This window comes from Chamaesiphon sp., from assembly GCF_041738855.1.
Classification (GTDB): Bacteria; Cyanobacteriota; Cyanobacteriia; order Cyanobacteriales; family Chamaesiphonaceae; genus Chamaesiphon.
Map to the genome: position 1 here is coordinate 1 of NZ_JBGSPA010000206.1, position 22030 is coordinate 22030.

Genomic DNA, 22030 nt, shown 5'->3' on the forward strand with positions numbered 1-22030 from the left:
CTAATCCCTCGGCAAAGCCGAGGAGCGCGAGCCGCTGTCTTGTCTCGCTAATCCCTCGGCAAAGCCGAGGAGCGCGAGCCGCTGTCTTGTCTCGCTAATCCCTCGGCAAAGCCGAGGAGCGCGAGCCGCTGTCTTGACTCAAACGCTGAGCACGAGGAAACCTCGGCGTGATTTGGGTCGCTGCTTGGTGCGCTAAAGCCTCAAGCCTAAAACTTCAGTATCTTAGCAACCGTCTGCACATCCTTATCGCCACGTCCCGAACAATTGATGACAATTTTGGGACTACCAGCGAGTTGCGGGCAGAGTGTTTCGAGATATGCGATCGCGTGAGAGGTTTCGAGAGCGGGGATAATCCCCTCTAGCTTGGATAATAACTGAAATGCGACCAGAGCTTGAGCGTCGGTGACACTATAGTATTCAGCTCGTCCCAAATCTTTGAGATAGCTATGTTCTGGTCCTACTCCAGGATAGTCCAATCCAGCACTGATCGAATGGGCTTCGGTGACTTGTCCATCATTGTCTTGCAATAGATAACTCATCGCCCCATGTAGTACCCCAGGGCGACCTTTGGTGAGTGTGGCAGCATGTTTGTCAGTATCGACGCCTTCGCCAGCCGCTTCGACACCTATCAGGCGGACACTTGGCTCTTTGACAAATTCATGAAATAGTCCCATCGCATTGGAACCACCACCGATACAAGCTAGCAGAATATTTGGTAAACCGCCCCATTTCTCGATCGCTTGGGCGCGTGTTTCTACGCCGATAATCGCATGAAAATCGCGGACGATCATCGGGTAAGGATGCGGGCCAGCCACCGATCCGAGGATGTAGTGGGTGGTCTCGACATTGGTAACCCAATCCCGAATTGCTTCGGAAGTCGCATCTTTGAGTGTGCCAGTTCCGGCAGCGACCGGACGCACTTCTGCACCTAGTAGCTGCATCCGAAACACATTTAGTTCCTGACGTTTCATATCTTCAACGCCCATGAAAATGACGCAATCTAGCCCAAATCGCGCACAGACTGTCGCTGTAGCTACGCCATGCTGTCCCGCGCCCGTCTCGGCAATTACTCGCTGTTTGCCCATCCGTTTGGCAAGGAGCACTTGAGCCAAGGCGTTATTGATCTTGTGGGCACCAGTGTGATTGAGGTCTTCGCGTTTGAGGTAAATCTGGGCACCAGTGCCATCTGGGCGCGCATAACGTGCAGTGAGGCGTTCGGCAAAATAGAGGGGGCTGGGTCTGCCTACATAGTCGCGGAGCAGTCCGTTGAGTTGCTGGTGGAATTCAGGATCTTGAGTGTGGCGACGGTACTCGGCTTCAAACTCCAGCAAAGCTGGCATCAGTGTTTCTGGGACGTACTTCCCCCCAAACTTGCCAAACCGACCGAGATTGTCTGGCTGTTGAAGCGGTAACTGACGATTTTGGCTGGGTGAGAGGGGCGTCTGAGTCATAAGGTTGGGTAGTGGGGATCTGCTGAGGCGTTTACTAGCTAGGCGACTGCGATCGAGACTATGGTCATCGACCTCAATCGACTATTATACTCTTGCTCACTCGTCCCGATCCACGATCGCCAAGAGGACGATCTAAATTTAGATCGTCCTCTCATGACTACTTATTGTCGATCCAATCGGTAGCGAGTGTCGATCTTGACTATTGGAGCCATTTGGAGCAGCTACTTGTCAAGATTTCCCGCATCAATTGGCGATCGTCGATTTCGACCCACTACAGTGACGATTTAGCGATAGTAACGGTAGTCGCGATGATAGTTGCGGTGACCGTAGCCATAGTAGCGATCGCGAGGATAGTAGAAGCGCGACCGCCAGCGGGCTTCACGTTCGCGATGCCATTCCAACCGTCGTCGAAAACGTTCTCTTTCCCAGTCGGAGTAGTAACCTCGATCGCGATATCGAGGGCCGATTTTGAAGATAACTTGAGCGTGCAGATCTCCGGCTGGCTTGGCGATGGTTGCAGCCTTGCTAGTCGCAGCCATCGCTGAAGTTGTAGGAAAGATTGCTACTGCGGTCAGCAATCCAATTGCTAAAGACGTAAGTTTTGACATATATAAATCACCCTATGGTCACGTAAAATGCTTTGTCAAATTAATAGGCTGAATATCATCTGTATAAGTAGATTAATCTCAGTTTATCGCAACCTCGCTCGCATCATCATCCATCCAAAGTCCTAGTTTCGATCGATCCCACTCCATCGAAAGTCATTATCTATTTAATACCAAAGCATGACTATAGTCATACTACCATTTAAATCCAACCATACGTCAGATTTGGGATAAATATTTAGGGTCGATCTCACCTATTCCTTTCTCAGTAATAAATTAGATGACGATCGGGGAAGGTGAATGGTGAATGGTGTAGTTGCTAAGTAATTTATTGCTCTCGGGTTAGCTATTTTTAGGTATGAAGGGAGTAAATTCTCGACTTATCTACGGAGTCAGTTAGCTGGAGCAATCATCCCTGATTTAGCTCATCTCCAACATCCGCTGCATCGGACGCAAAGCTGCTAAGCGGACATCTTCAGGCATGGTGATTTCTGGAGAGCGATTCTTCATTGACAGATACAACTTTTCCAAAGTATTCAATCGCATGTGCGGACATTCATTGCAAGCACAACTATTCATGGGTGGTGCAGGAATAAACTCTTTTTGAGGTTGAGCTTTTTGCATCTGATGAATGATTCCTGGCTCGGTGGCGATAATAAATTGGGTGCTGGGACTCTGCGCCGTATATTTCAATAACGCGCTCGTCGAACCAATAAAGTCTGCATGTTGCAATACTGATTCTTCACATTCTGGATGCGCGATGATTTCCGCAGCGGGATAAGTTACTTTTAATTGCACTAGCTTCTTCTCTGAAAAAGTTTCATGCACCATACAACTTCCTTGCCACAATACCAGTTCTCGCTCGGCTTGCTGCATCACGTATCTACCGAGATTGCGATCGGGTGCGAAAATAATCCCCTGTGCGAGTGGGATCTGCTTGACAATTTTGACAGCATTGGAACTCGTACAAATAATATCGCTGAGAGCCTTGATTTGAGCCGTACAATTGATATAAGAAATCACGATATGGTCTGGATATCTAGCTTTAAATGCTGCAAACTTATCTGGCGGACAACTATCAGCCAGCGAACATCCTGCTGCCAAATCTGGCAGTAGCACTAACTTATTTGGGTTCAGGATCTTGGCAGTCTCCGCCATAAAGTGAACGCCAGCAAAGACGATGACATCAGCATCGGTACTCGCTGCTTTGCGGGATAACTCCAATGAGTCCCCAATAAAATCTGCTACGTCCTGAATCTCAGAGTCCTGATAATAATGTGCCAGAATGACGGCATTGAGCGATTTTTTTAATTCCTGAATTGCTGCGACAACATCAACAGGAAGGCGATCGAGATTGGCAGTCGGACGGGCGGTGACAAACATTTGGGTAGTGGGGATGGAGATAGTGGGGACGCTCTCAATACTTCTCGTTTAAGAACTGCTAGCGACTGTGTCTTGTCGTTTTTTTATTCGGAGGGAACCCTAGACATAAAAACGCCGCTAAACCCTCGGGGAACCCGTAGACGTTGGCGTTGGCGTAGCCTGCCGTAGGCATACGAAGCTCGGCGTGTCGTTGCCGTAGGCATAAACGGAGCGCAAGCCGCAAGTCGCCGCTAGTGATGCAAAGTCCGCCCACGCGGACTAATTAGTTTTTAGATTAACCGAGAAGTATTGGGGACGCTCTATCTTAATTATAGTAAATTTCACCAAAATACCAAGCAATTGACTCCGCGATTGCCGACATGTCTGGTGCATCATGGCTGAAGCGACTCGACTCATCCGCGCTACCGCTCTCGATACCCCTCTTCTGTCACTCTAGTCAGAGCAAAATGAATGAACGCTAAATAAACCCAAAGAATTAAAGGCATGAGAACAGAGATCGACAAAGGCAATCAACGTATTAAAACGTCAGTGTCTCGTTCCGAGAGGCTACGCCAACGGGATAAGAAGAGCCTAGAGACTGGAAGTCTCTGTTCATGGTGCAAAGTCCGCCTTCGCGGACTGAGAAAATAGTCCGCGAAGGCGGACTTTGTACCGTTAGCCCCGATTTCAATCGGCGGCGGTGGAATGAAGCCAATATCCTTAACCCGAACTGACGTTATTAAAACTGATTTTGAATTTTATCCAGCCTAACAATTCGTGGCAGCTTTTTCTCTACTGGTGCCTGTTTATACTTTCCAAACATCCTCTTACATTCTGACCTAACGGTAGAATAGGAGCCACAGGTTTTAATGTGGCCAGCTTTAAGTATCTAATGTGGCCAAGTTCACCTTCAATTCACATGGATGTTAGGGATTGAGGATATATCGATCGCTAGAATTTGAATGAGACTTTGGGCTTCAAGGACACATTTATCCTGGAGACTTCAATCTTGAACTGATGTGATAGTATAAAAAGGCACATCTTTAGGTAACTAATAGTGTCGATTGACTCTACATCTAGCTATCGAGTACAGAAATCGGCAGTAAATCAGAGCGCGAAAACAAGAGCGAAACTGGCTAATGTCAATCGCTTGGTAGCAGTCGCTGAGTCTCAAGTCAGCTATCGAGTCGAGCCAGTTCCCCCAGGATGTCCGCAGCTACCCACAGATCTGCAACTGCGATCGTACCAACAGCAAGCGGTTTCTAATTGGTTCAAAAATCAAGGTCGCGGTACTCTCAAGATGGCGACAGGCAGTGGTAAGACCATTACCGCACTCGCGATCGCTCATCAACTATATCAACAAATCGGACTACAAGTCCTTGTCGTCATCTGCCCATTTCGGCACCTCGTCACCCAATGGGGGCGAGAGTGTGAAAAATTCAACCTTCAGCCGATTCTCGCCTGTGAAAGCATCCATAAATGGCAGAGTAAATTTTCCTATCAACTCGCCAGGATTCATACCGGACAACAAAAATTTCTAACGATCGTCACTACCAATGAAACCCTAATTACACCTGGATTTCAATCGCAGCTCAAATATTTACCCGATCGCACCCTGATGATCGGCGATGAGGTGCACAACCTCGGGGCGAAAAAACGCGAATCTAGCCTCCCGCGCAATGTTGGCTTACGCCTCGCACTCTCTGCGACCCCAGAACGCCACTATGACGACATTGGCACTCAAAACATCCTCGACTACTTCGGAGACATCTTACAGCCCGAATTTACGCTCAAAGATGCGATCGCTTGTGGTGCCCTCGTGCATTATCTATACTATCCGATCTTGGTCGAACTGACTCCAGATGAGAGCGATCGCTACCTCAAACTCACTCGCGCCATCAGTCGCAAACTCCTCTACAACTCTCAAAATCGTCGTAGCCAGGACGAATTCGACACCCCAGATCTGACACCATTGCTGATGCAACGCGCGCGGCTTATCGGTGCTGCCGCCAACAAGCTCGTCGCCCTCAAAACCTTGATGCAAGCGCGATTGGATACCAGTCACACCCTATTCTACTGTGGCGATGGGAGTAGCGACAGTACTCAACAACTTACCGCCGTCACCCACCTCCTGGGTACCGAACTCGGCTATCGTGTCAATACCTACACCGCCGCCACATCGCTACCAGAGCGAGAACAACTCCGCCATCAATTTGAATCCGGCGAACTTCAGGGACTAGTCGCCATCCGCTGCTTGGACGAAGGGATCGATATCCCCGCCATCAAGCACGCCGTCATCCTCGCCAGTAGCTCCAATCCGCGCCAATTTATCCAACGTCGCGGGCGGATTCTCCGCCCCGCGCTGGGGAAGGATCGTGCTACTCTGTATGATATGGTCGTTTTGCCACCAGAGCTAGATCGAGGCACACTGGCGATCGAGCGCAACCTACTAAAAAAAGAACTGCTCCGACTGATCGAATTTGCCGATCTCGCTGACAATGCTGCCGCAGCCAGAACCCAACTGCTGACGCTGCAAAAACGCTATGGATTGTTGGATATCTAACCTCCGGTGGTTGTCCTCAGTCAGGGATCGGTCGATCGGGAAAAAAATATCAATCTTTATGGTAAGCTACAAAAATCTTTGCAAGTCAGAAAACCTCCAGATTACTCGATCGCTTAATGCTGTCAATCCACACTGGCAAGGAGGTTTAAGCGATCTCAACCTTAGCTACTTTAATCGGCAAGATGTTGATTTCTACCCAAAAATTAAGATTTCAGACAAGATCGTCATCATGTACGATCGGTCACAGCACCTTTTCACTGTGCGAAGAGATGATTGACTAGAGCGAAAACTGCATGACTCGTTGCAATTTTACTCGATCGCAGCGGGAATAATAACTATATATTTAGAGCCATATTGCTAAGTAATGAAAGAGATTATTGATAAGCAAAGAATAGCGGTAATTGGAGCCGGAGGCCATGCAAAAGTTGTAGCATCTACACTTATGGCAGTCGGGCACAAAGTGATTGGATTTTATGATGACGACCCGCAAAAATGGGGTGAGTCGATCTTTGGAGTGCCAATCATCGGGCCGATTAGCGATTTAAACCGTGCCAACTGCGATGGCGCAATTATTGGGCTAGGTGATAATCACGTCAGGAAGCAGGTGGCGACGACAATGGATCTCAACTGGATTACCGTCATTCATCCCTTCGCATGGGTTCACCCAGAAGTGCCACTGGGAGCGGGAACGATTGTTTGTGCTGGGGCAATCGTCCAGCCTAGTGCCATCATTGGTGCTCATGTCATCCTCAACACCAAAGCAAGTGTCGATCATGATTGCATTGTCGGTGATTATGTGCATATTGCGGTCGCGCATCTCGCCGGAGGAGCATCAGTTGATGAAGGCGTATTTCTCGCGCTGGGGAGTACCGTATTGCCTGGTTTGAATGTCGGCGCATGGGCGCATCTCGGTGCGGGAGCAGTAGCCACTAAAAACATTCCGGCTGGCTGTATCGCCGTCGGTAGCCCCGCTCGGACGATCAAAAGCGCAGTGGAAGCAGCCTAGTCATTTAATTATGTATCAGCCCAAAATCCACCCAAAATCCTCAAATAAGCAGATAACTCATGGCTAAAGTTGTGATTTTCGGTAGTAGCGAGATTGCCGAAATGGTTCATTTCTATCTAACACATGATTCCGAGCATGAGGTAGTGGCATTTACAGTTGATGAAAACTATCTCAAAGCAGATAGTTTTTATGGCTTACCAATGGTTCCCTATGAAAAACTCGAACAGTATTATCCACCCGATCGCTACCATTTATTCATCGCAATTAGTTATCAAAAAGTAAATAAGTTGCGGGCGCAGAAGTATTTAGATGCGAAGTCGAGGGGATATAGCTTTGTTTCTTATATCAGTTCCAGAGCATGTTATTACAACACGCCAGTGGGTGAGAATTGTTGTATTTTGGAAAATAATGTGATCCAACCTTTTAGCTCGATCGGGAATAATTGTCTGCTGTTGGGACCAAATCAGATCGCCCACCACTGTGTCATCAAGGATCATTGCTTTGTGGCGGCTAATGTCTCGATGGGCGGTGGTGTAGTTATTGGTGAGTACAGTTTCATCGGTTTAAATGCTACCATCCGAAATTACATCAAAATCGGTAAAGAAAACATCATTGGGGCGGGATCGCTCATTCTTGCAGACACGGAAGATCGAGCAGTGTACTCGCCTGGAGGCACCCTCAAAATGGAAGTCCCCAGCAACTTGATTAGAATTTAACTAAGTTGGGTCTGGTGAAATCTATGTCCACTCGCGAGGGGAAACTCTCAAAATGAACGTTCCCAGCAATTCGATCGGAAGTTAAATTAAGTTGAGTCGTGTGAAATCTATGTCCAGTCTTTCCTGTTATGTTGTCGGTGATGGTGTGGTGGTGGTAAGTTGCCTCGAAGTATTATTGCAACAAGGGTGGCAAGTGCTAGGCATCTATTCCGCAGATGGTTCATTGCAAGAGTGGTCTCAAGCACATGACATCTTTTATGCTGCCGATCGATCGACTTTTCAGGCACAGATTCTCAGTAGTGAATATGATTATCTATTTAGCATCAACAATACCCACTGGATCATTCCTGAAAGTGTCGTGACACAGGCGCGCGGCACAGCGATCAATTATCATGACTCGCCACTGCCCAAGTATGCGGGATTGTATGCAACTGCGTGGGCAATCCAGCATGGTGAAACTCACCATGCTGTCACCTGGCATGAAGTTGTCGATGAGATCGATGCAGGTCGGATTTTTCATCAGAAAGTCGTGCCAATTTTGGCGGATGACACATCATTGAGTCTGAATACGCGCTGCTTTGAGGCGGCGGTTGAGTCATTTACCGAACTGATCGGTCGATTGGCGACAGGCTCGATCGAGCCTTACGAGCAAGATCTATCGCAACGCACTTATTTTGGGCCGAGCCATCGTCCCGATGCCTCTTCGCTCTTGTCATTTGAGGTTACTAGTCACGAGATTTGGACGCTAGCGCGATCGCTGGACTTCGGGCACACGCGCAATCCCTTGGGGATGGTCAAAATTTGGTTGCCAGGTGGCGTTATCGTGGTCGAGTCAGCACGGATCGTCACCACTGCCTACGGGACTCCAGGGCGAGTACTGAAACTAGATGCAGATGGATTGTGTATTGCGACGGCAGATGGCGCGATCGAGTTTAGGCGGATGAGTACGATCGATGGTCGAGAGCTGTCAGTAGAACGCGCGATCGAAGACTATGGCATCCGTGTCGGTGGCATCTTGCCAAAACTAGATCCAGATCTCACAGCCGCAATCAGTCAGCGGAATGCCGATATCTGTCGGCACGAACAAGTATGGGCAAAACGGGCAGAGCAACTTGCACCCTTCGAGCATCCTTACTTAACCAATCTCTACGGGAGCGGTAGTCGCCACCAGGCAGCAATTTCTCGCCAGCCGCTCGATCTAAATAATCACCAAGTAGCAGCAACATCCCTACTATCGATGTTTGCCGCCTACTGTGCGCGCCTCTCGCCCGAGCCAAATTTCGATCTGGGGTTACAGACTGAGGCACAGCGGAGCGTTGCCCCCCAAATTTTTGCTCAACGGGTACCATTTCGGGTCAAGGTACAAGCAGGGGAATCATTCAGTCAGTTTCAGATCCGACTAGCAACAGCCCTAGAGCGGACAGCGCGACTGGGAAGTTTTAGACAGACACTATTGAGGCGTTATCTCGAACTGCGAGACAATCCGCTCAGTCGCGCCTTGCCTGTGGCAATTGTGTCGGCACCTAGTCCCGATCGACTAGATTGGCAGAATTTGAATGCCACAATGGCATTGGTTGCTTATGAGGATGGCAGTGCGCCAGAATTAGTCCATGCAGGCTCGCTCGCGCCAGGACAAAGTAGCGCGATCGTCAGCCAGCTCGAAAATCTCATCGCAGCATGTGTCGATCGACCAGAACAGCCGCTAGAGCGATTACCATTGCTTTCTAGTATCCAACAGCAGCAACTGGCGATCGATTGGAATCAGACTGCAACGCCAGTTCCCGATCTCTGCATCCATCAGTTAGTCGAGCAGCAAGTGGCTCGGACTCCCGAGCAGATCGCCGTTGCCTGTTGCGGGGAAGAACTGACTTATCAAGAATTAAACGAACGCGCCAATCAACTAGCTCACTACCTGCGACGCCACGGGATCGGGCCAGATGCCCTAGTAGGATTGTATCTAGAACGCTCTGTATCGATGATGGTGGGGCTATTGGCAATTCATAAAGCTGGTGGCGGCTATCTACCGTTAGACCCCGATTTCCCCGCAGATCGACTCGCCTTCATGTTGGCAGATTCCCAGGCGACGACAATTATCACCCAGGAGCAGCTCATTCCCAAATTGGCGATCGATGCTAGTGTGCGGACGGTCGCGATCGATAGTGAGTGGGACGAAATTGCCCGCCAACCGATCTCCAATCCTGAGAGCGGAGTAATGCCCGCGAATTTGAGCTACATCATCTATACCTCTGGCTCGACGGGGAAACCCAAGGGGGTAATGGTAGAGCATCGCAATGTGGTCAACTTCTGCACGGGGATGGATGCCAGGATCGACCATCAGCCGCCAGGAGTCTGGCTGGCAGTTACTAGCCTATCGTTTGATATTTCAGTCCTCGAATTATTTTGGACGCTAGCACGAGGCTTTAAGGTCGTTATCTACAACGCCAAAGCAGCACGATCGATCGCGCCCTCAGGGGCGACGGTGCGCCACCGCACCAAGCCCGTCGATTTTAGTCTGTTTTACTTCTCTAGTCACGAGCAAGGAGCCGATACTACAGACAAATATCGACTACTATTTGCAGCCACCGAATTCGCCGATCGCCAGGGCTTTAAAGCGGTATGGACTCCCGAGCGTCACTTTCATGCTTTCGGGGGCTTGTTCCCCAATGCAGCGGTGACTAGTGCCGCGATCGCCGCGCGGACAAACCAGATTCAGATTCGGGCGGGAAGCTGTGTCGCGCCCTTACACAGCTCGATTCGGATTGCCGAAGACTGGGCGGTGGTTGACAATATGTCGGGCGGACGAGTCGGGATCTCCTTCGCGGCTGGTTGGCAACCCAATGATTTTGTGCTGCGACCAGAAACCTATGCCAACCGCAAGGAAATGATGTTCGAGCAGATCGAACAGGTACAAGCACTCTGGCGGGGTGAAAGTATCAGCTATCCCAATGGCAAGGGCGAACTGGTAGCCGTACAAACCCTACCGCGCCCCATTCAGTCCAAATTGCCGATTTGGGTGACCGCAGCGGGCAATCCTGAAACATTCCAGATGGCTGGCGCAAAGGGCTTTAATATCTTGACGCACTTGCTGGGGCAGAGTCTGGATGACTTGGCTAGCAAAATTGCCATTTATCGTCAGGCATGGGCCGAAAATCACCATCCCGGACAGGGGACGGTCACATTGATGATCCATACTTTCGTCGGCGAAAATGATGCCGCAGTGCGGGAAATTGTCCGCCAACCGATGCGTCAATATCTGGCGAGTTCGCTGGATCTGATCCGCTTGGCAACTTGGGAATTCCCCACTTTCAAGCAGCAGACTACCGATGAAAGTGGGAAGTTTTCAGTAGATCATCTGTCCGAGCAAGCTCTCGATGAGCTGTTGGATTTCTCCTTCGAGCGATACTATGAGACTAGTGGTCTGTTTGGTACGGTCGAAACCTGCCTCAAGATGGTCGAGCGGATTATGGACGTGGATGTGGATGAGATCGCCTGTCTGATCGACTATGGGGTCGATACCGATCTGGTATTGTCGCAACTGCCACTACTCGATCGCGTCAAGGTCGAATCTCAGGCTCGCTCTACCACCGCCATTGCCGCCCAGGATCATTCATTCTCAGGATCGATCGATCGCCACCAAGTTACTCACCTCCAATGCACTCCGTCGATGGCAAGTCTGCTCCTTGCCGATCCCGATACCCGTCAGGCACTCAGCCAGATACAGACGATGATGGTGGGTGGAGAAGCCTTGAATGAATCCCTTGCCGTCCAGCTCCAGCGACTGATATCGGGTCAAATTCACAATATGTATGGCCCGACCGAAACGACAATTTGGTCTACCACTTATCCACTCGATCGGGTCGATGGGATCGTACCATTGGGACGACCGATCGCCAATACCGAACTATATATCTTGGACAAATACGACCAGCCCGTTCCGGTTGGCATCGCTGGCGAACTGCTCATTGGCGGCAAAGGCGTAACGCGTGGATATTTGAATCGGTCGGGCTTAACCCAAGAACGGTTTATTGCCAATCCATTTAGTACCGATCCCAGCGCGCGGCTCTACCGGACTGGTGACCTAGTTCGGTATCGAAGCGATGGCAATCTGGAATTTTTGGGACGGATCGACTTCCAGGTCAAAGTGCGCGGCTATCGGATCGAACTGGGCGAAATCGAGACGATTCTGAGCCGACATGAGGCAGTCTCAGCAGCGACGATCGTCGTGCGCGAAGATATCCCTGGCGACAAGCGGCTAGTCGCCTATGTCATCCCCCAACCAGGACAGGAACCGACAACTGCCACCATGCGGGCATATTTACGCTCCCAACTGCCTGAATATATGGTGCCCTCTAATTTTGTCCTGCTCCAATCATTCCCTCTGACTCCAAATCAGAAAGTCGATCGCCAAGCACTGCCAATTCCTACCTTGACAGCACCACCTGTCGCAGCACCACCAGCCCCACCAGCCTCAATCCCAGCAACCTTGCCGATCCCACGGGTCAGCAACTCTAAAGATAGCACCGAGCAACATTTACGGGAAATTTGGCAAAAAGTGCTTCAGATTCCAGTAGTGCAGGGCGAAGACAACTTCTTCGATATCGGGGGTAACTCACTTGTAGCTGTGGCATTAATTAGCGAAATTCGCTCGAAGTTTGAAGTGAAACTACCTTTAATTAGTTTATTTCGCTCTCCAACTGTCGTCGGTCTGGCTCAGGAAATCACCGAATTTAAAAATTAGCAAATAGGAGCTGTTTAAGTGGAATTATCGTGGCAGATTCTCAAAGATTTGGAGGAGAAATATGGAGAATGTTTCTATCTATTAGATCTCGATCGCTTCAAAAATAACTATTGCGGATTCTTGGATTGCTTTCGATCGATCTATCCAAATACTAATATTGGGTATTCCTACAAGACCAACTATATTCCCCAGCTCTGTAAATCGGCTTATGAGCTAGGTGGGTATGCCGAAGTCGTCTCTCAAATGGAATATGACTTAGCCACACTCCTGGGCGTACCAACATCGAGAATTATCTTTAATGGGCCAATGAAACGTCCACAGGAGCTAGCCAAAGCTGTCTTAGCTGGTTCGATCGTCAATTTGGACTCACTCCAAGAGGTACAAACGATAGTTGAATTAGCTAAAAGGTTACCAGAACACCAAATAAATGTCGGCGCGAGATGTAATTTTGATATCGATTCAGATCGGATTTCACGATTTGGTTTAGATGTCGAAAATGGCGATCTAGATTATATATTTAAAACTTTTAAAGAACTAGGTAATTGCCAAGTAATCGGATTGCACTGTCATTTCAATACCGAACAAAGAAGCTTGGAATCTTATGCTCTCAGAACCAAGAAAATTATTGCGCTCAACGATCGTTATTTTCCAGACCAACCGCCAAAATTTATCGATGTTGGCGGTGGCTTCTTTGGGCACATGACCGAAAATCTCCGCTCACAATTTAACTTTTATATCCCTACCTACCAAGAATATGCTGATGTAATTGCCACCCAACTCAGCCAAAGATTTGCTGGAGATTTGCAGCCAGAACTGATCGTCGAGCCTGGAGTCGCACTCGTTGCCAATGTGATGAAGTTTGTCGGCAAAGTAGTCGGACTCAAAACCATGAGATCCCGACATTTGGCGTTGATTACAGGTAGTATCCATACCGTTAAGCCCAGTAAACAGTTACCATTGACAGTGTATAAAAACGAACTCGATGATACACTAGTTGCTTCAAATACGCCGATCGATTTGGTGGGATATACCTGTATGGAACATGATTGCTTGTACCCAGCCTACCCCACGGCGGTCAGTGTCGGTGACTACACGGTGTTTGATAATGTCGGAGCTTATTCGATCGTGTTCAAGCCACCATTTATCTGGCCGAGTCCGCCAATCGTCAGCTATAGCTCAACCACCAACAGCTACGAGCTAGCTAGAAGACAAGAGACAACTCAGGATGTGTTTGCTACTTACGAACTTTAACTACTACTCATTGAGATGAATATATTACTAAGCTGTTCTGGCTCTCGCAACTATCTGATTAATTTTTTTAAAACAGCAATCTCCGGTCATAAACAGGTATTTGTCTGTGATTCCAACCCCGATGCTGTATCGCTCCAAGAAGGAGATCGATCGTTTATCGTGCCAGCTACAACCGATAGTGGCTATTTCGATCGATTGTTGGATATCTGCGAACAAAATCAGATCGGGTTGTTAATCTCTCTCAATGATTTGGAACTACCACTATTGGCACAACAACGCGATCGATTTTTGAAGATCGGTACCGTACCGATTATTTCCGATCCAGCGACGATCGATATTTGTTTTGATAAGTGGAAGACATTTGAGTTTCTCAACCACCATCAGATCCCCTGCCCCAAAACTTACCTGTCATTGGAAGCTGCGCGCAAGGCGATTGCTAGTGGGGAGCTGGCGTTTCCATTGGTAGTCAAACCGAGATGGGGTACTGCCTCGATTGGGATTGAATATCCCCAAGATGATGAGGAACTAGAATTAGCTTATCGATTAGTTCAAAAGCGGCTGACTAGGACAATTTTAGCTGATATTAGTGCGATCGATGCCGATCGCTGCGTCCTCATTCAAGAATGCATTATCGGTACAGAATACGGACTAGATATTCTCAATAACCTTGAGGGTGAATACATCGCTACCTCCGCCAAGCGTAAGCTCTCAATGCGTGGCGGTGAGACAGATCGAGCGATTACCATTAGCAGTCCTGAACTCACCCACATCGGTGAACAAATCGGTCGTACGCTCCAGCATATCGGTAATCTCGATTGTGATGTCTTTGGTGATACCCAGGGTTATTATTATGTCCTGGAAATGAATCCTCGCTTTGGTGGCGGTTATCCATTTTCTCACGTAGCTGGAACTAATTTTCCCGCAGCGTTGGTGGCTTGGGTCAAAGGACAATCTCCCGATCCCAATTGGTTTACAGTCACACCCAATGTGATGAGTTCAAAATGCGCCCGTTTGGTCATTCACAAGCCGCATTACAATATTGAATCTGCTCCTGTCCAAACCGCCCTCCATCCCGAACCCTGTATAATTGAAGGATAAACCCAGATTGTACCTGTAAGAATACATTGTCCCTGTTCCAACTGTGGCTATATTTGACCCCGCCTCTGGCTGGTGCTGTTGTCGGCTATTTTACCAATGATGTCGCGATCAAGATGCTATTTCGTCCCTATACGGCGAAATATATTGGTAAATACCAGCTGCCGTTTACGCCTGGATTGATTCCTAGCAATCAGGAACGATTGGCGTCGCGGATTTCTGATACGATTATGGGTTCGCTGCTGACACCAGTGGAGCTACAAAAGATCGCCAAGCGATTGCTGGAGGTAGAGCGGGTCCAAGCTGCGATTACGTGGCTGCTACAACTAGCTCTAGATCGGATTCAGTCAGATAAGGAACAGAAAACAGTCAAAGTCCTCGCCAATATTCTCAAAGACTTGTTGGGCGAATCTTTTCCGCGTTGGTTGAGAGTTTTGGCACGCAAACCGGATTTTTTGGAGCCACAAATCAACCAGATCTTCGATCGCTTAGTGTTGGAATTCGAGCTGACAGAGGGACAAGCCGCACAACTCGCCGATTGGGCGATCGATGTGATCTTACCACCAGAAGTATTGCGATTGGCGATCGTCGATTTTTTGACCGATCGGAATATTCAAGTCATTGATGAAGGCTTGCGCGAACAAAGTAGTGGTACTTATTGGGTAGTCGCCAATCTCTTTGGGGTCAAAAATGCACTCAGTCGGTTTCGCACCTTCTGTTTGGACGATCGCGACAAAGCCAATAAAATTATTTCCCAACTGATTGTCACTCTCAATATCCGCAATCGCGTTCGTGAATTGTTACGCGATCTTTCACTCCAAAATCTCCCCGTCTCCACTGTCAAGCAACTCAGAAAAACGATCGGCAGCAGCATTCGCAGTTATATTCAGACCAAAGGTGTCGAACTGATTCAAGGCTTGACAGATTCGGTTGATTGGGATGGAATTGCCAATGTGGCGATCGGTCGGCTGCGAAATTCCACGATTTTGACGTCATCTTTGGATGTCGTCAGTGCCGAACTAGCGATTATTATCGATCGCTATCTGGAGCGCGATCTCGAACAAATTGTTACGCAAGTAATTCCGATCTTAAATATCGACCAAGTGATTATCGATCGGGTGAAAGCGACTTCTCCCGCCGAACTAGAGGCGGGAATTCAAGGGATTGTCAAAAGCGAACTTCAAGGCATCGTCAATCTCGGCGGTGTCCTCGGCTTTTTGGTTGGTTTAATGCAGACAGGCTTCCTCTGGTTTCAGAATTAGGCTTTAGGCTTTAGGCTTTAGGTTTTTGTTACGCCCAAACCCTAGAAAATCCCCCAAACCCCCTTAAAAAGGGGGCTAAGAAGGGGGATTCAGATCTACGGTCGAGTACAAATAATCTTTTCAGGCATCCTCTCAAGCCTAAAGCCTAAAACCTAATTTCGGAGAACATTAACATCCTGACTTGCGTCTGAGTTCCCAAGGCAGCCGAGTCAACCCCAACTCAAATCTTGCCGAGATGACATATCGACCACTCATCTAGCAGCTCAGCTCAACGCGATCGTCAGATTTTGAAGATCCTTTGCGGAAATCGAGTAGCAGGCTGTGAAGATAAACTAATCTAGTGTGGAAAAAGTTTTACCAGCCACTTGTAAAGGGAGTTAAATAGCAACTCATGCCTAGTGTAAAAACTCGAACGATCGCTCAACCCAGATATACAGGTGATATGGTGCGTACCTATCTCCATGAAATCGGTCGCGTTCCATTGCTCACTCACGAGCAAGAGATTTGCTACGGTAAGCAAGTGCAGCAAATGATGCTCCTCCAAGGCGTCAAAAATCGCCTAGAGCAATCCCTAGATCGTCCACCGACGATGACAGAGTGGGCGAGTGCTGCGGCAGTCACAGCAGCCGAAATCGAGCAAGTACTGCGATCGGGACATCAAGCCAAGCAGAAAATGATCGAAGCCAATCTGCGCTTGGTAGTCGCGATCGCCAAGAAGTACCAAAAGCGCAACCTCGAATTTCTGGATCTGATTCAGGAAGGTTCGCTGGGCTTGGAACGGGGCGTAGAGAAATTCGACCCCAGTCGCGGCTACAAGTTCTCCACTTATGCTTACTGGTGGATTCGGCAAGCCATCACTCGGGCGATCGCTCAACAAGGTCGATCGATCCGATTGCCGATTCACATCACCGAAAAGCTCAACAAAATCAAAAAAACTCAACGGGAGTTGTCCCAACAACTCGGACGGAGTGCGACATCAGCCGAGATTGCCGTCGCCCTCCAACTAGAACCCGCGCAGATTCGCGACTATCTCAATATTTCCCGCCAACCGATCTCGCTCGATGTCAAAGTTGGCGACAGGCAAGATACCGAACTCTCGGAGCTGCTCGAAGACGGGGGAATATCGCCCGAGAAATTCACCGCCCAAGAATCGCTCCGTCAAGAACTCAAATCCACTCTTGAAGAACTTACCCGTCAACAACGAGATGTGATTAATTTACGCTTTGGTTTGGAAGGTGGGGCGGAGCTATCGCTGGCAAAGGTGGGCGAAATCCTCAATCTCAGTCGCGAACGCGTCCGTCAACTAGAGCACCAAGCTCTATCGCACTTCCGCCGTCGTCACAGCAGTTTTCGCGACTATGTAGCGAGTTAGACAGCACAGCGATTAAAATCGCCGCTAGTGCTGCAAAGTCCGCCTACGCGGACTGAGATCTAGAGTGTCTTAACCGATGTGGCGACTGCTATACTTACAAAAACCCCGACCTTGTGAGAGAGATCGGGGTTTTGTTCGATGGCAACCGCCACTGTGCTTACTATCGCACAGCGATTGAAATCGCTGCTAATGCTGCCAAGTCCGCCTGCGCGGACTAATATCGACTATTCCGCGCAGGCGGACTTGGCGACACTAGCAGAGACTTTAGTCTCTAAGCAGTTCGGGTTCAGAACTGACACCCGATTAGTGTCACCGATCGCGCCGATATTTATCGCTGTCTCGATCGACGCTCGGATAATTCGGGGATATTCGGTGTAGCTTCTTGGCGTCCGCGTTCTGGACGGAATAGTTGTGATGGAGTGGCGCGATCGAAGACTGGTTGCCGATCGATCTCCGGTCGTTCGTGACGGGAGCGATGCTCCGATGGCGCGGTATAGATGGATCGGGGAGTGGTAATGGTTAGTTGTCGTTCGCGACGCTCTGGCATGGTGATGAGACTGGGATTGAATTGGGGACTGACTGGAGTGGTAATGGTTACTTGTCGTTCGCGACGCTCTAGCATGGTAGCGCTGGGTCGAGGATTCACATTATTGGTAGCTTTATCGATCGTCCGCTCTTGGATGATAATCGTGCGGGGTGCGCCGTCACCACGACGCCGATGACTGGGAGCGACCTGAATAATCGGGCTATGATAAATGTTGATAACTGAAGGTCGATTGCGGTATCGACCCACATGGAAGGGATCGAAAAAAATTCCCGTGTTGTAGTAAACTACGGCACCACTCCGATAATAACCGCCGATATAGTACGGACTATAGATAATAGTGGGACTGTAGTAGGAGATCGCAACTCGATAGTCTTTGTGGGCGTACTGAGGATCGAGCAATACCGATCGCTCGTAGTCAGATGTCGCTGCCTGACGATCGCCTAATTCCCACTCGATCGCCCCGCGATTGTAATAAGCACTAGCATACTCAGGATCGAGTGCAATGGCGCGAGTATAATCATTAATGGCACCTCGCTTGTCGCCCAAGTCGGCGCGAACTACCCCGCGACTGTAATAAGCCGCACTGTATTCAGGATCGATCGCAATTGCCCGATTGTAGTCGTCCAAAGCACCTCGGCGATCGCTCAATTCGTAACGGGTAGCACCGCGATTGTAGAAAGCTGCGGCAAATCGGGGCGAAATCGCGATCGCCCGATCGTAATCAGCAATCGCACCATGTTTATCGCCGATTTCATATCTAGCCGCGCCGCGATTATTATAAGCTTGGGCATAGTTGGGGTCGATCGCGATCGCCCGATCGAAATCCGCGATCGCCCCTCGTGGATCTCTTAATACCGAGCGAACCACGCCGCGATTGACGTATGCCAGTGCATAGCGTGGATGGAGTTGGATCGCCCGATCGTAATCTGCTAATGCACCCTGATTGTCGCCACTTTGATATTTACGCACTCCCGCCGCTAAAAATTTCGCGGCGGCAGAGACTTGACTACCTTTGACCTCCGCAGCTATTGTCGCAGGTTGAACCAACGCAATAATCACAATTCCCAATCCAGCGGCGATCGATCTATTCATGATGTCTAGTAGTGATGGATATAGTGCTCAAAAACCGCAGCTCCAGCGGAGAGATCGGGATAAGAGTTCCACTCCGATGAGAGTTGCTCAGGCATTGGTTTGGTACACTTAACTTGACTACAATCTTGTCGTCCTCGTTTCCGTATTTTCGCTAGCTCCGATCTGACTGTGACCATCGCCAGAATTTACGGCAAGCACAATTCGCCATCGACGATCGACTATTTTTCTTGTCGATCGCTAATTTAAGATCGTAAAATGGATGTACAGATGGGTGAAATGTTCATATTTAACGGTTTGACACAATTGGATGTGCGACGCTCATAAGTAAATCGACATTATTTTGGTGAGAGGTAGGATCGTGTTTGAAATGGTGAGCTATAAAAAGTTTCGTGACACGCCGAGTGTCCGCTTTTTTGATATTACTGTCCCCGAATCCAATGTGCGGGATTTGGTAGTCCATCAAGGTCCTGCGGTCAGTCCCCCTGATAGCAACGAAGGCTACTGGCAATTTTATCTACATCCTCATCAAGAGGACAATCTGCTAGCGATCTCAGGTGGGAGGACATTCTATTTGGTCAACTTTACTTGGAACTATCCATATCATATTGTGCGGTTGGAGACCGATCGCGAGATTTTGCGAATTCCCAGAGGGACATTCCATCGCTCTGTTTCCGATCGAAATGGCTCGACGGTGATGAATCAAGCGGTAAGGGACATTGAGGCGACGGTAGAGAGTGAGTTTCGCGTCTACAATAGTGGCAAGATTCCGCGCTTATTGCGGGTGACATCGACTTCGGCACCATTGCCAAAGCTACACGGTTTTCAGTGGTGACAGTAGTAAGTGATGATGCGGACGATCGAGCTAGGTAGCCGAGGTTATCTAGCTGTGATGATGACTTTACTTGGATGGGGTCAAAGGTTCACCAAAGCAAAGAGCGATACTAATGGTAGTTCTATAAATACTAGAGCTGGCTATTTGACGATCGATAATTGGTGACAATCCAAACCATATAGTATTGTAGTTCGCTGGCGGCGGCGTGCGATCGGCGTCACCAAATACTCAGGTGCTAAGTGTTTGGTGAGATGAGTGTTGTTGGCAAATCCACACCGGAGAGCGATCTCTCCAATAGTAAAGTCACAGCGACGCAGTAGCTCTTGAGCGCGCTGGATGCGTTGGGCGATGACATACTGATAGATGGATATTCCTATCAATTTTTTGAACAGGTGACAGAGCTAATATTGACTATAACCACCGATCTTGGCTAGTTCAGCTAGATTGAGATCGTCATGGAGCCGATCGTTGATATACTCGATGACGCGATCTAGATTTTGGTTGGGCATGCAGATCGCCGCCCATAAGCTTGGGAGCGATCGTGCCATGATTTTTCAACAGCCGGACGGGGAAACTAGCTGCCAAAGACTGGGTATAAAGAGTACCCATACTCCTACCTTCGATCGCATCATGTTTGATTGCCATGCCGAGATGATATAGCGATCGATCTTCAGTCTGATGCTGCGGAATTAATTCAACTCGTTGGCTACTAAGCAGATTTTCAGCAAGTCGATCGAGAAACTGAGGATTGACAAACATAATAGTCACATCGATCGAAGTATGCCAAGCTCCCCAACGATCGACTCCCGCCGGAATGATGCCAATACGGTTCGGTTAGCTAGCGACTGAAGTCGCTGCTAGTGATGCAAAGTCCGCCTACGCGGACTAATATACGATCGATGATTTATTAACCGAACCGTATTGGGAATGATGCCACCTTCGCCATGCCCAAAGTTAGTTGGTGCCATCTGCTACACATCCGATCGATCTTAAATATTCTACACACTCCACAATAATCCCCGATGTTAAAAGCTGTCTGGTTGACTAATGTTGATAGTCAAGTGATGAATGCTCATGCCAATCTAGCGGAGGGATTGCAGCGGTTGGCAGCGTTGGGATTTAATACGATTTATCCGGCGGTGTGGCAACGTGGGTACACATTATATCCAAGTGCAGTCGCTCAGGAGTTGACGGGAGCCTCGGTATTACCAAATAGTCCATTCGAGGGGCGAGATTTATTAGCCGAAATAATTGAGCTGGCGGAACCGTTGGCAATGCGGGTGATTCCGTGGTTTGAATATGGATTGATGGTACCGCCACAGTCAGCATTGGCGCGTCAATATCCAGATTTACTCAGTTGTGACAAATCTGGAAACTTACAGAGAAATGTCAACGGGAAGCCAGATCCGCAGGTATGGTTAAATCCTTGTCACGATCGAGTCCAGCGATTCATTGCCGATCTGATTGTGGATGTTGTCGATCGATATCCCGTGACAGGTATCCAATTAGACGACCATTTCGCCTTTCCAGTGGAGCTAGGTTACGACCGATTTACACAGCAGTTATTTCAACAGGATCGTTGCGCTGATGTCAACTGGAATGATTGGAGAGCGGGACAGTTGACAGCGTTATTAACAGATATTGTTAGTTCGTTAAAATCAATTCGGCGCGATTGCATCGTGTCGATTTCTCCTAACCCATTGAGCTTTTCCAAGAGTCGTTATTTGGTAGATTGGCAGCAGTGGGCGGAGTTAGGTTTAATTGATGAGTTGGTACTGCAAGTTTATCGCGACAGGTTGGATATATTTAGTCACGAACTTACCAAGCCAGAAGTCAGAGCGATCCAGACCAAAATCCCGACCCTAATTGGAATTTTAACCGGATTGAAGACCCGCCCGATCGCGACTGAAACGATCGCTCAACAAGTTGCTATGATTGGTGCCAAAGGATTTGGCGGTTATGCTTGTTTCTTTTATGAAACTCTGTTCGATCGACAACTATCGCCAATATTAGTAAGTAGAAACCAACAGCAATTAATCGAGATCTTTAGAGATAGACAATTGACGATCGATAATTGCGACTCGATCGGTTAAAATCCTGGTAGGCGAGTTTTAGTCGGTACGATCGACGATCCATCA

The 22030-nt window shown here is 48.7% G+C and carries 16 protein-coding genes; 10 read left to right on the top strand and 6 right to left on the bottom strand.

What is annotated here, in order from left to right:
- Positions 1 to 206: 206 nt before the first annotated feature.
- From trpB to nadA, 3 genes are all read right to left on the bottom strand, one after another.
- Positions 207 to 1451 (bottom strand): tryptophan synthase subunit beta, encoded by a 1245-nt coding sequence (trpB, locus tag ACEW9I_RS22370; RefSeq protein WP_373542536.1) that lies wholly within the window; start codon positions 1449 to 1451, stop codon positions 207 to 209.
- A 284-nt stretch (positions 1452 to 1735) separates the two neighbouring features.
- The gene (locus ACEW9I_RS22375) at positions 1736 to 2059 is read right to left on the bottom strand and encodes a hypothetical protein (RefSeq protein WP_373542537.1); all 324 of its coding nucleotides are present in this window, start codon (positions 2057 to 2059) and stop codon (positions 1736 to 1738) included.
- A 417-nt stretch (positions 2060 to 2476) separates the two neighbouring features.
- On the bottom strand, positions 2477 to 3439 hold the full coding sequence (nadA, locus tag ACEW9I_RS22380; RefSeq protein WP_373542538.1) for a quinolinate synthase NadA: 963 nt from the start codon (positions 3437 to 3439) through the stop codon (positions 2477 to 2479).
- 1111 nt (positions 3440 to 4550) lie between these two features.
- Here nadA and ACEW9I_RS22385 point away from each other — a divergent pair.
- From ACEW9I_RS22385 to ACEW9I_RS22420, 8 genes are all read left to right on the top strand, one after another.
- Positions 4551 to 5981 carry a DNA phosphorothioation system restriction enzyme gene (locus ACEW9I_RS22385; RefSeq protein WP_373542590.1) on the top strand — a complete coding sequence of 477 codons (1431 nt, stop codon included), beginning with the start codon at positions 4551 to 4553 and terminating at the stop codon, positions 5979 to 5981.
- 364 nt (positions 5982 to 6345) lie between these two features.
- Complete coding sequence (locus ACEW9I_RS22390) at positions 6346 to 6987, top strand: acetyltransferase (RefSeq protein ID WP_373542539.1); 642 nt, start codon at positions 6346 to 6348, stop codon at positions 6985 to 6987.
- 59 nt (positions 6988 to 7046) lie between these two features.
- Positions 7047 to 7703: an acetyltransferase gene (locus ACEW9I_RS22395; RefSeq protein WP_373542540.1), complete on the top strand. Its 657-nt coding sequence runs from the start codon at positions 7047 to 7049 to the stop codon at positions 7701 to 7703.
- A gap of 109 nt (positions 7704 to 7812) precedes the next feature.
- Positions 7813 to 12441 carry a MupA/Atu3671 family FMN-dependent luciferase-like monooxygenase gene (locus ACEW9I_RS22400; protein WP_373542541.1) on the top strand — a complete coding sequence of 1543 codons (4629 nt, stop codon included), beginning with the start codon at positions 7813 to 7815 and terminating at the stop codon, positions 12439 to 12441.
- An 18-nt stretch (positions 12442 to 12459) separates the two neighbouring features.
- Entirely contained in the window at positions 12460 to 13692 is a 1233-nt protein-coding gene (locus ACEW9I_RS22405; protein ID WP_373542542.1) for a decarboxylase, read from the top strand.
- 15 nt (positions 13693 to 13707) lie between these two features.
- Positions 13708 to 14790: an ATP-grasp domain-containing protein gene (locus tag ACEW9I_RS22410; protein ID WP_373542543.1), complete on the top strand. Its 1083-nt coding sequence runs from the start codon at positions 13708 to 13710 to the stop codon at positions 14788 to 14790.
- Positions 14791 to 14816: 26 nt separating this feature from the next.
- Positions 14817 to 16049 carry a DUF445 domain-containing protein gene (locus tag ACEW9I_RS22415; protein ID WP_373542544.1) on the top strand — a complete coding sequence of 411 codons (1233 nt, stop codon included), beginning with the start codon at positions 14817 to 14819 and terminating at the stop codon, positions 16047 to 16049.
- A 391-nt stretch (positions 16050 to 16440) separates the two neighbouring features.
- A complete protein-coding gene (locus tag ACEW9I_RS22420; protein ID WP_373542545.1) occupies positions 16441 to 17421 on the top strand; it encodes an RNA polymerase sigma factor, RpoD/SigA family in 981 nt (326 codons plus the stop codon).
- A gap of 328 nt (positions 17422 to 17749) precedes the next feature.
- On the opposite strand, the gene ACEW9I_RS22425 is transcribed toward ACEW9I_RS22420, so the two are convergent.
- Positions 17750 to 19060: a tetratricopeptide repeat protein gene (locus ACEW9I_RS22425; RefSeq protein WP_373542546.1), complete on the bottom strand. Its 1311-nt coding sequence runs from the start codon at positions 19058 to 19060 to the stop codon at positions 17750 to 17752.
- A 358-nt stretch (positions 19061 to 19418) separates the two neighbouring features.
- On the opposite strand from ACEW9I_RS22425, the gene ACEW9I_RS22430 reads away from it, so the two are divergent.
- A complete protein-coding gene (locus tag ACEW9I_RS22430; protein WP_373542591.1) occupies positions 19419 to 19892 on the top strand; it encodes a redox protein in 474 nt (157 codons plus the stop codon).
- Between the two features lie 140 nt (positions 19893 to 20032).
- On the opposite strand, the gene ACEW9I_RS22435 is transcribed toward ACEW9I_RS22430, so the two are convergent.
- Both ACEW9I_RS22435 and ACEW9I_RS22440 read right to left on the bottom strand, forming a co-directional pair.
- Positions 20033 to 20284 carry a helix-turn-helix domain-containing protein gene (locus tag ACEW9I_RS22435; RefSeq protein WP_373542592.1) on the bottom strand — a complete coding sequence of 84 codons (252 nt, stop codon included), beginning with the start codon at positions 20282 to 20284 and terminating at the stop codon, positions 20033 to 20035.
- A gap of 61 nt (positions 20285 to 20345) precedes the next feature.
- On the bottom strand, positions 20346 to 20651 hold the full coding sequence (locus ACEW9I_RS22440; RefSeq protein ID WP_373542547.1) for a hypothetical protein: 306 nt from the start codon (positions 20649 to 20651) through the stop codon (positions 20346 to 20348).
- 263 nt (positions 20652 to 20914) lie between these two features.
- Here ACEW9I_RS22440 and ACEW9I_RS22445 point away from each other — a divergent pair, with 263 nt between their 5' ends.
- Positions 20915 to 21985 carry a glycoside hydrolase family 10 protein gene (locus tag ACEW9I_RS22445; RefSeq protein ID WP_373542548.1) on the top strand — a complete coding sequence of 357 codons (1071 nt, stop codon included), beginning with the start codon at positions 20915 to 20917 and terminating at the stop codon, positions 21983 to 21985.
- The last annotated feature ends 45 nt before the right edge of the window (positions 21986 to 22030 follow it).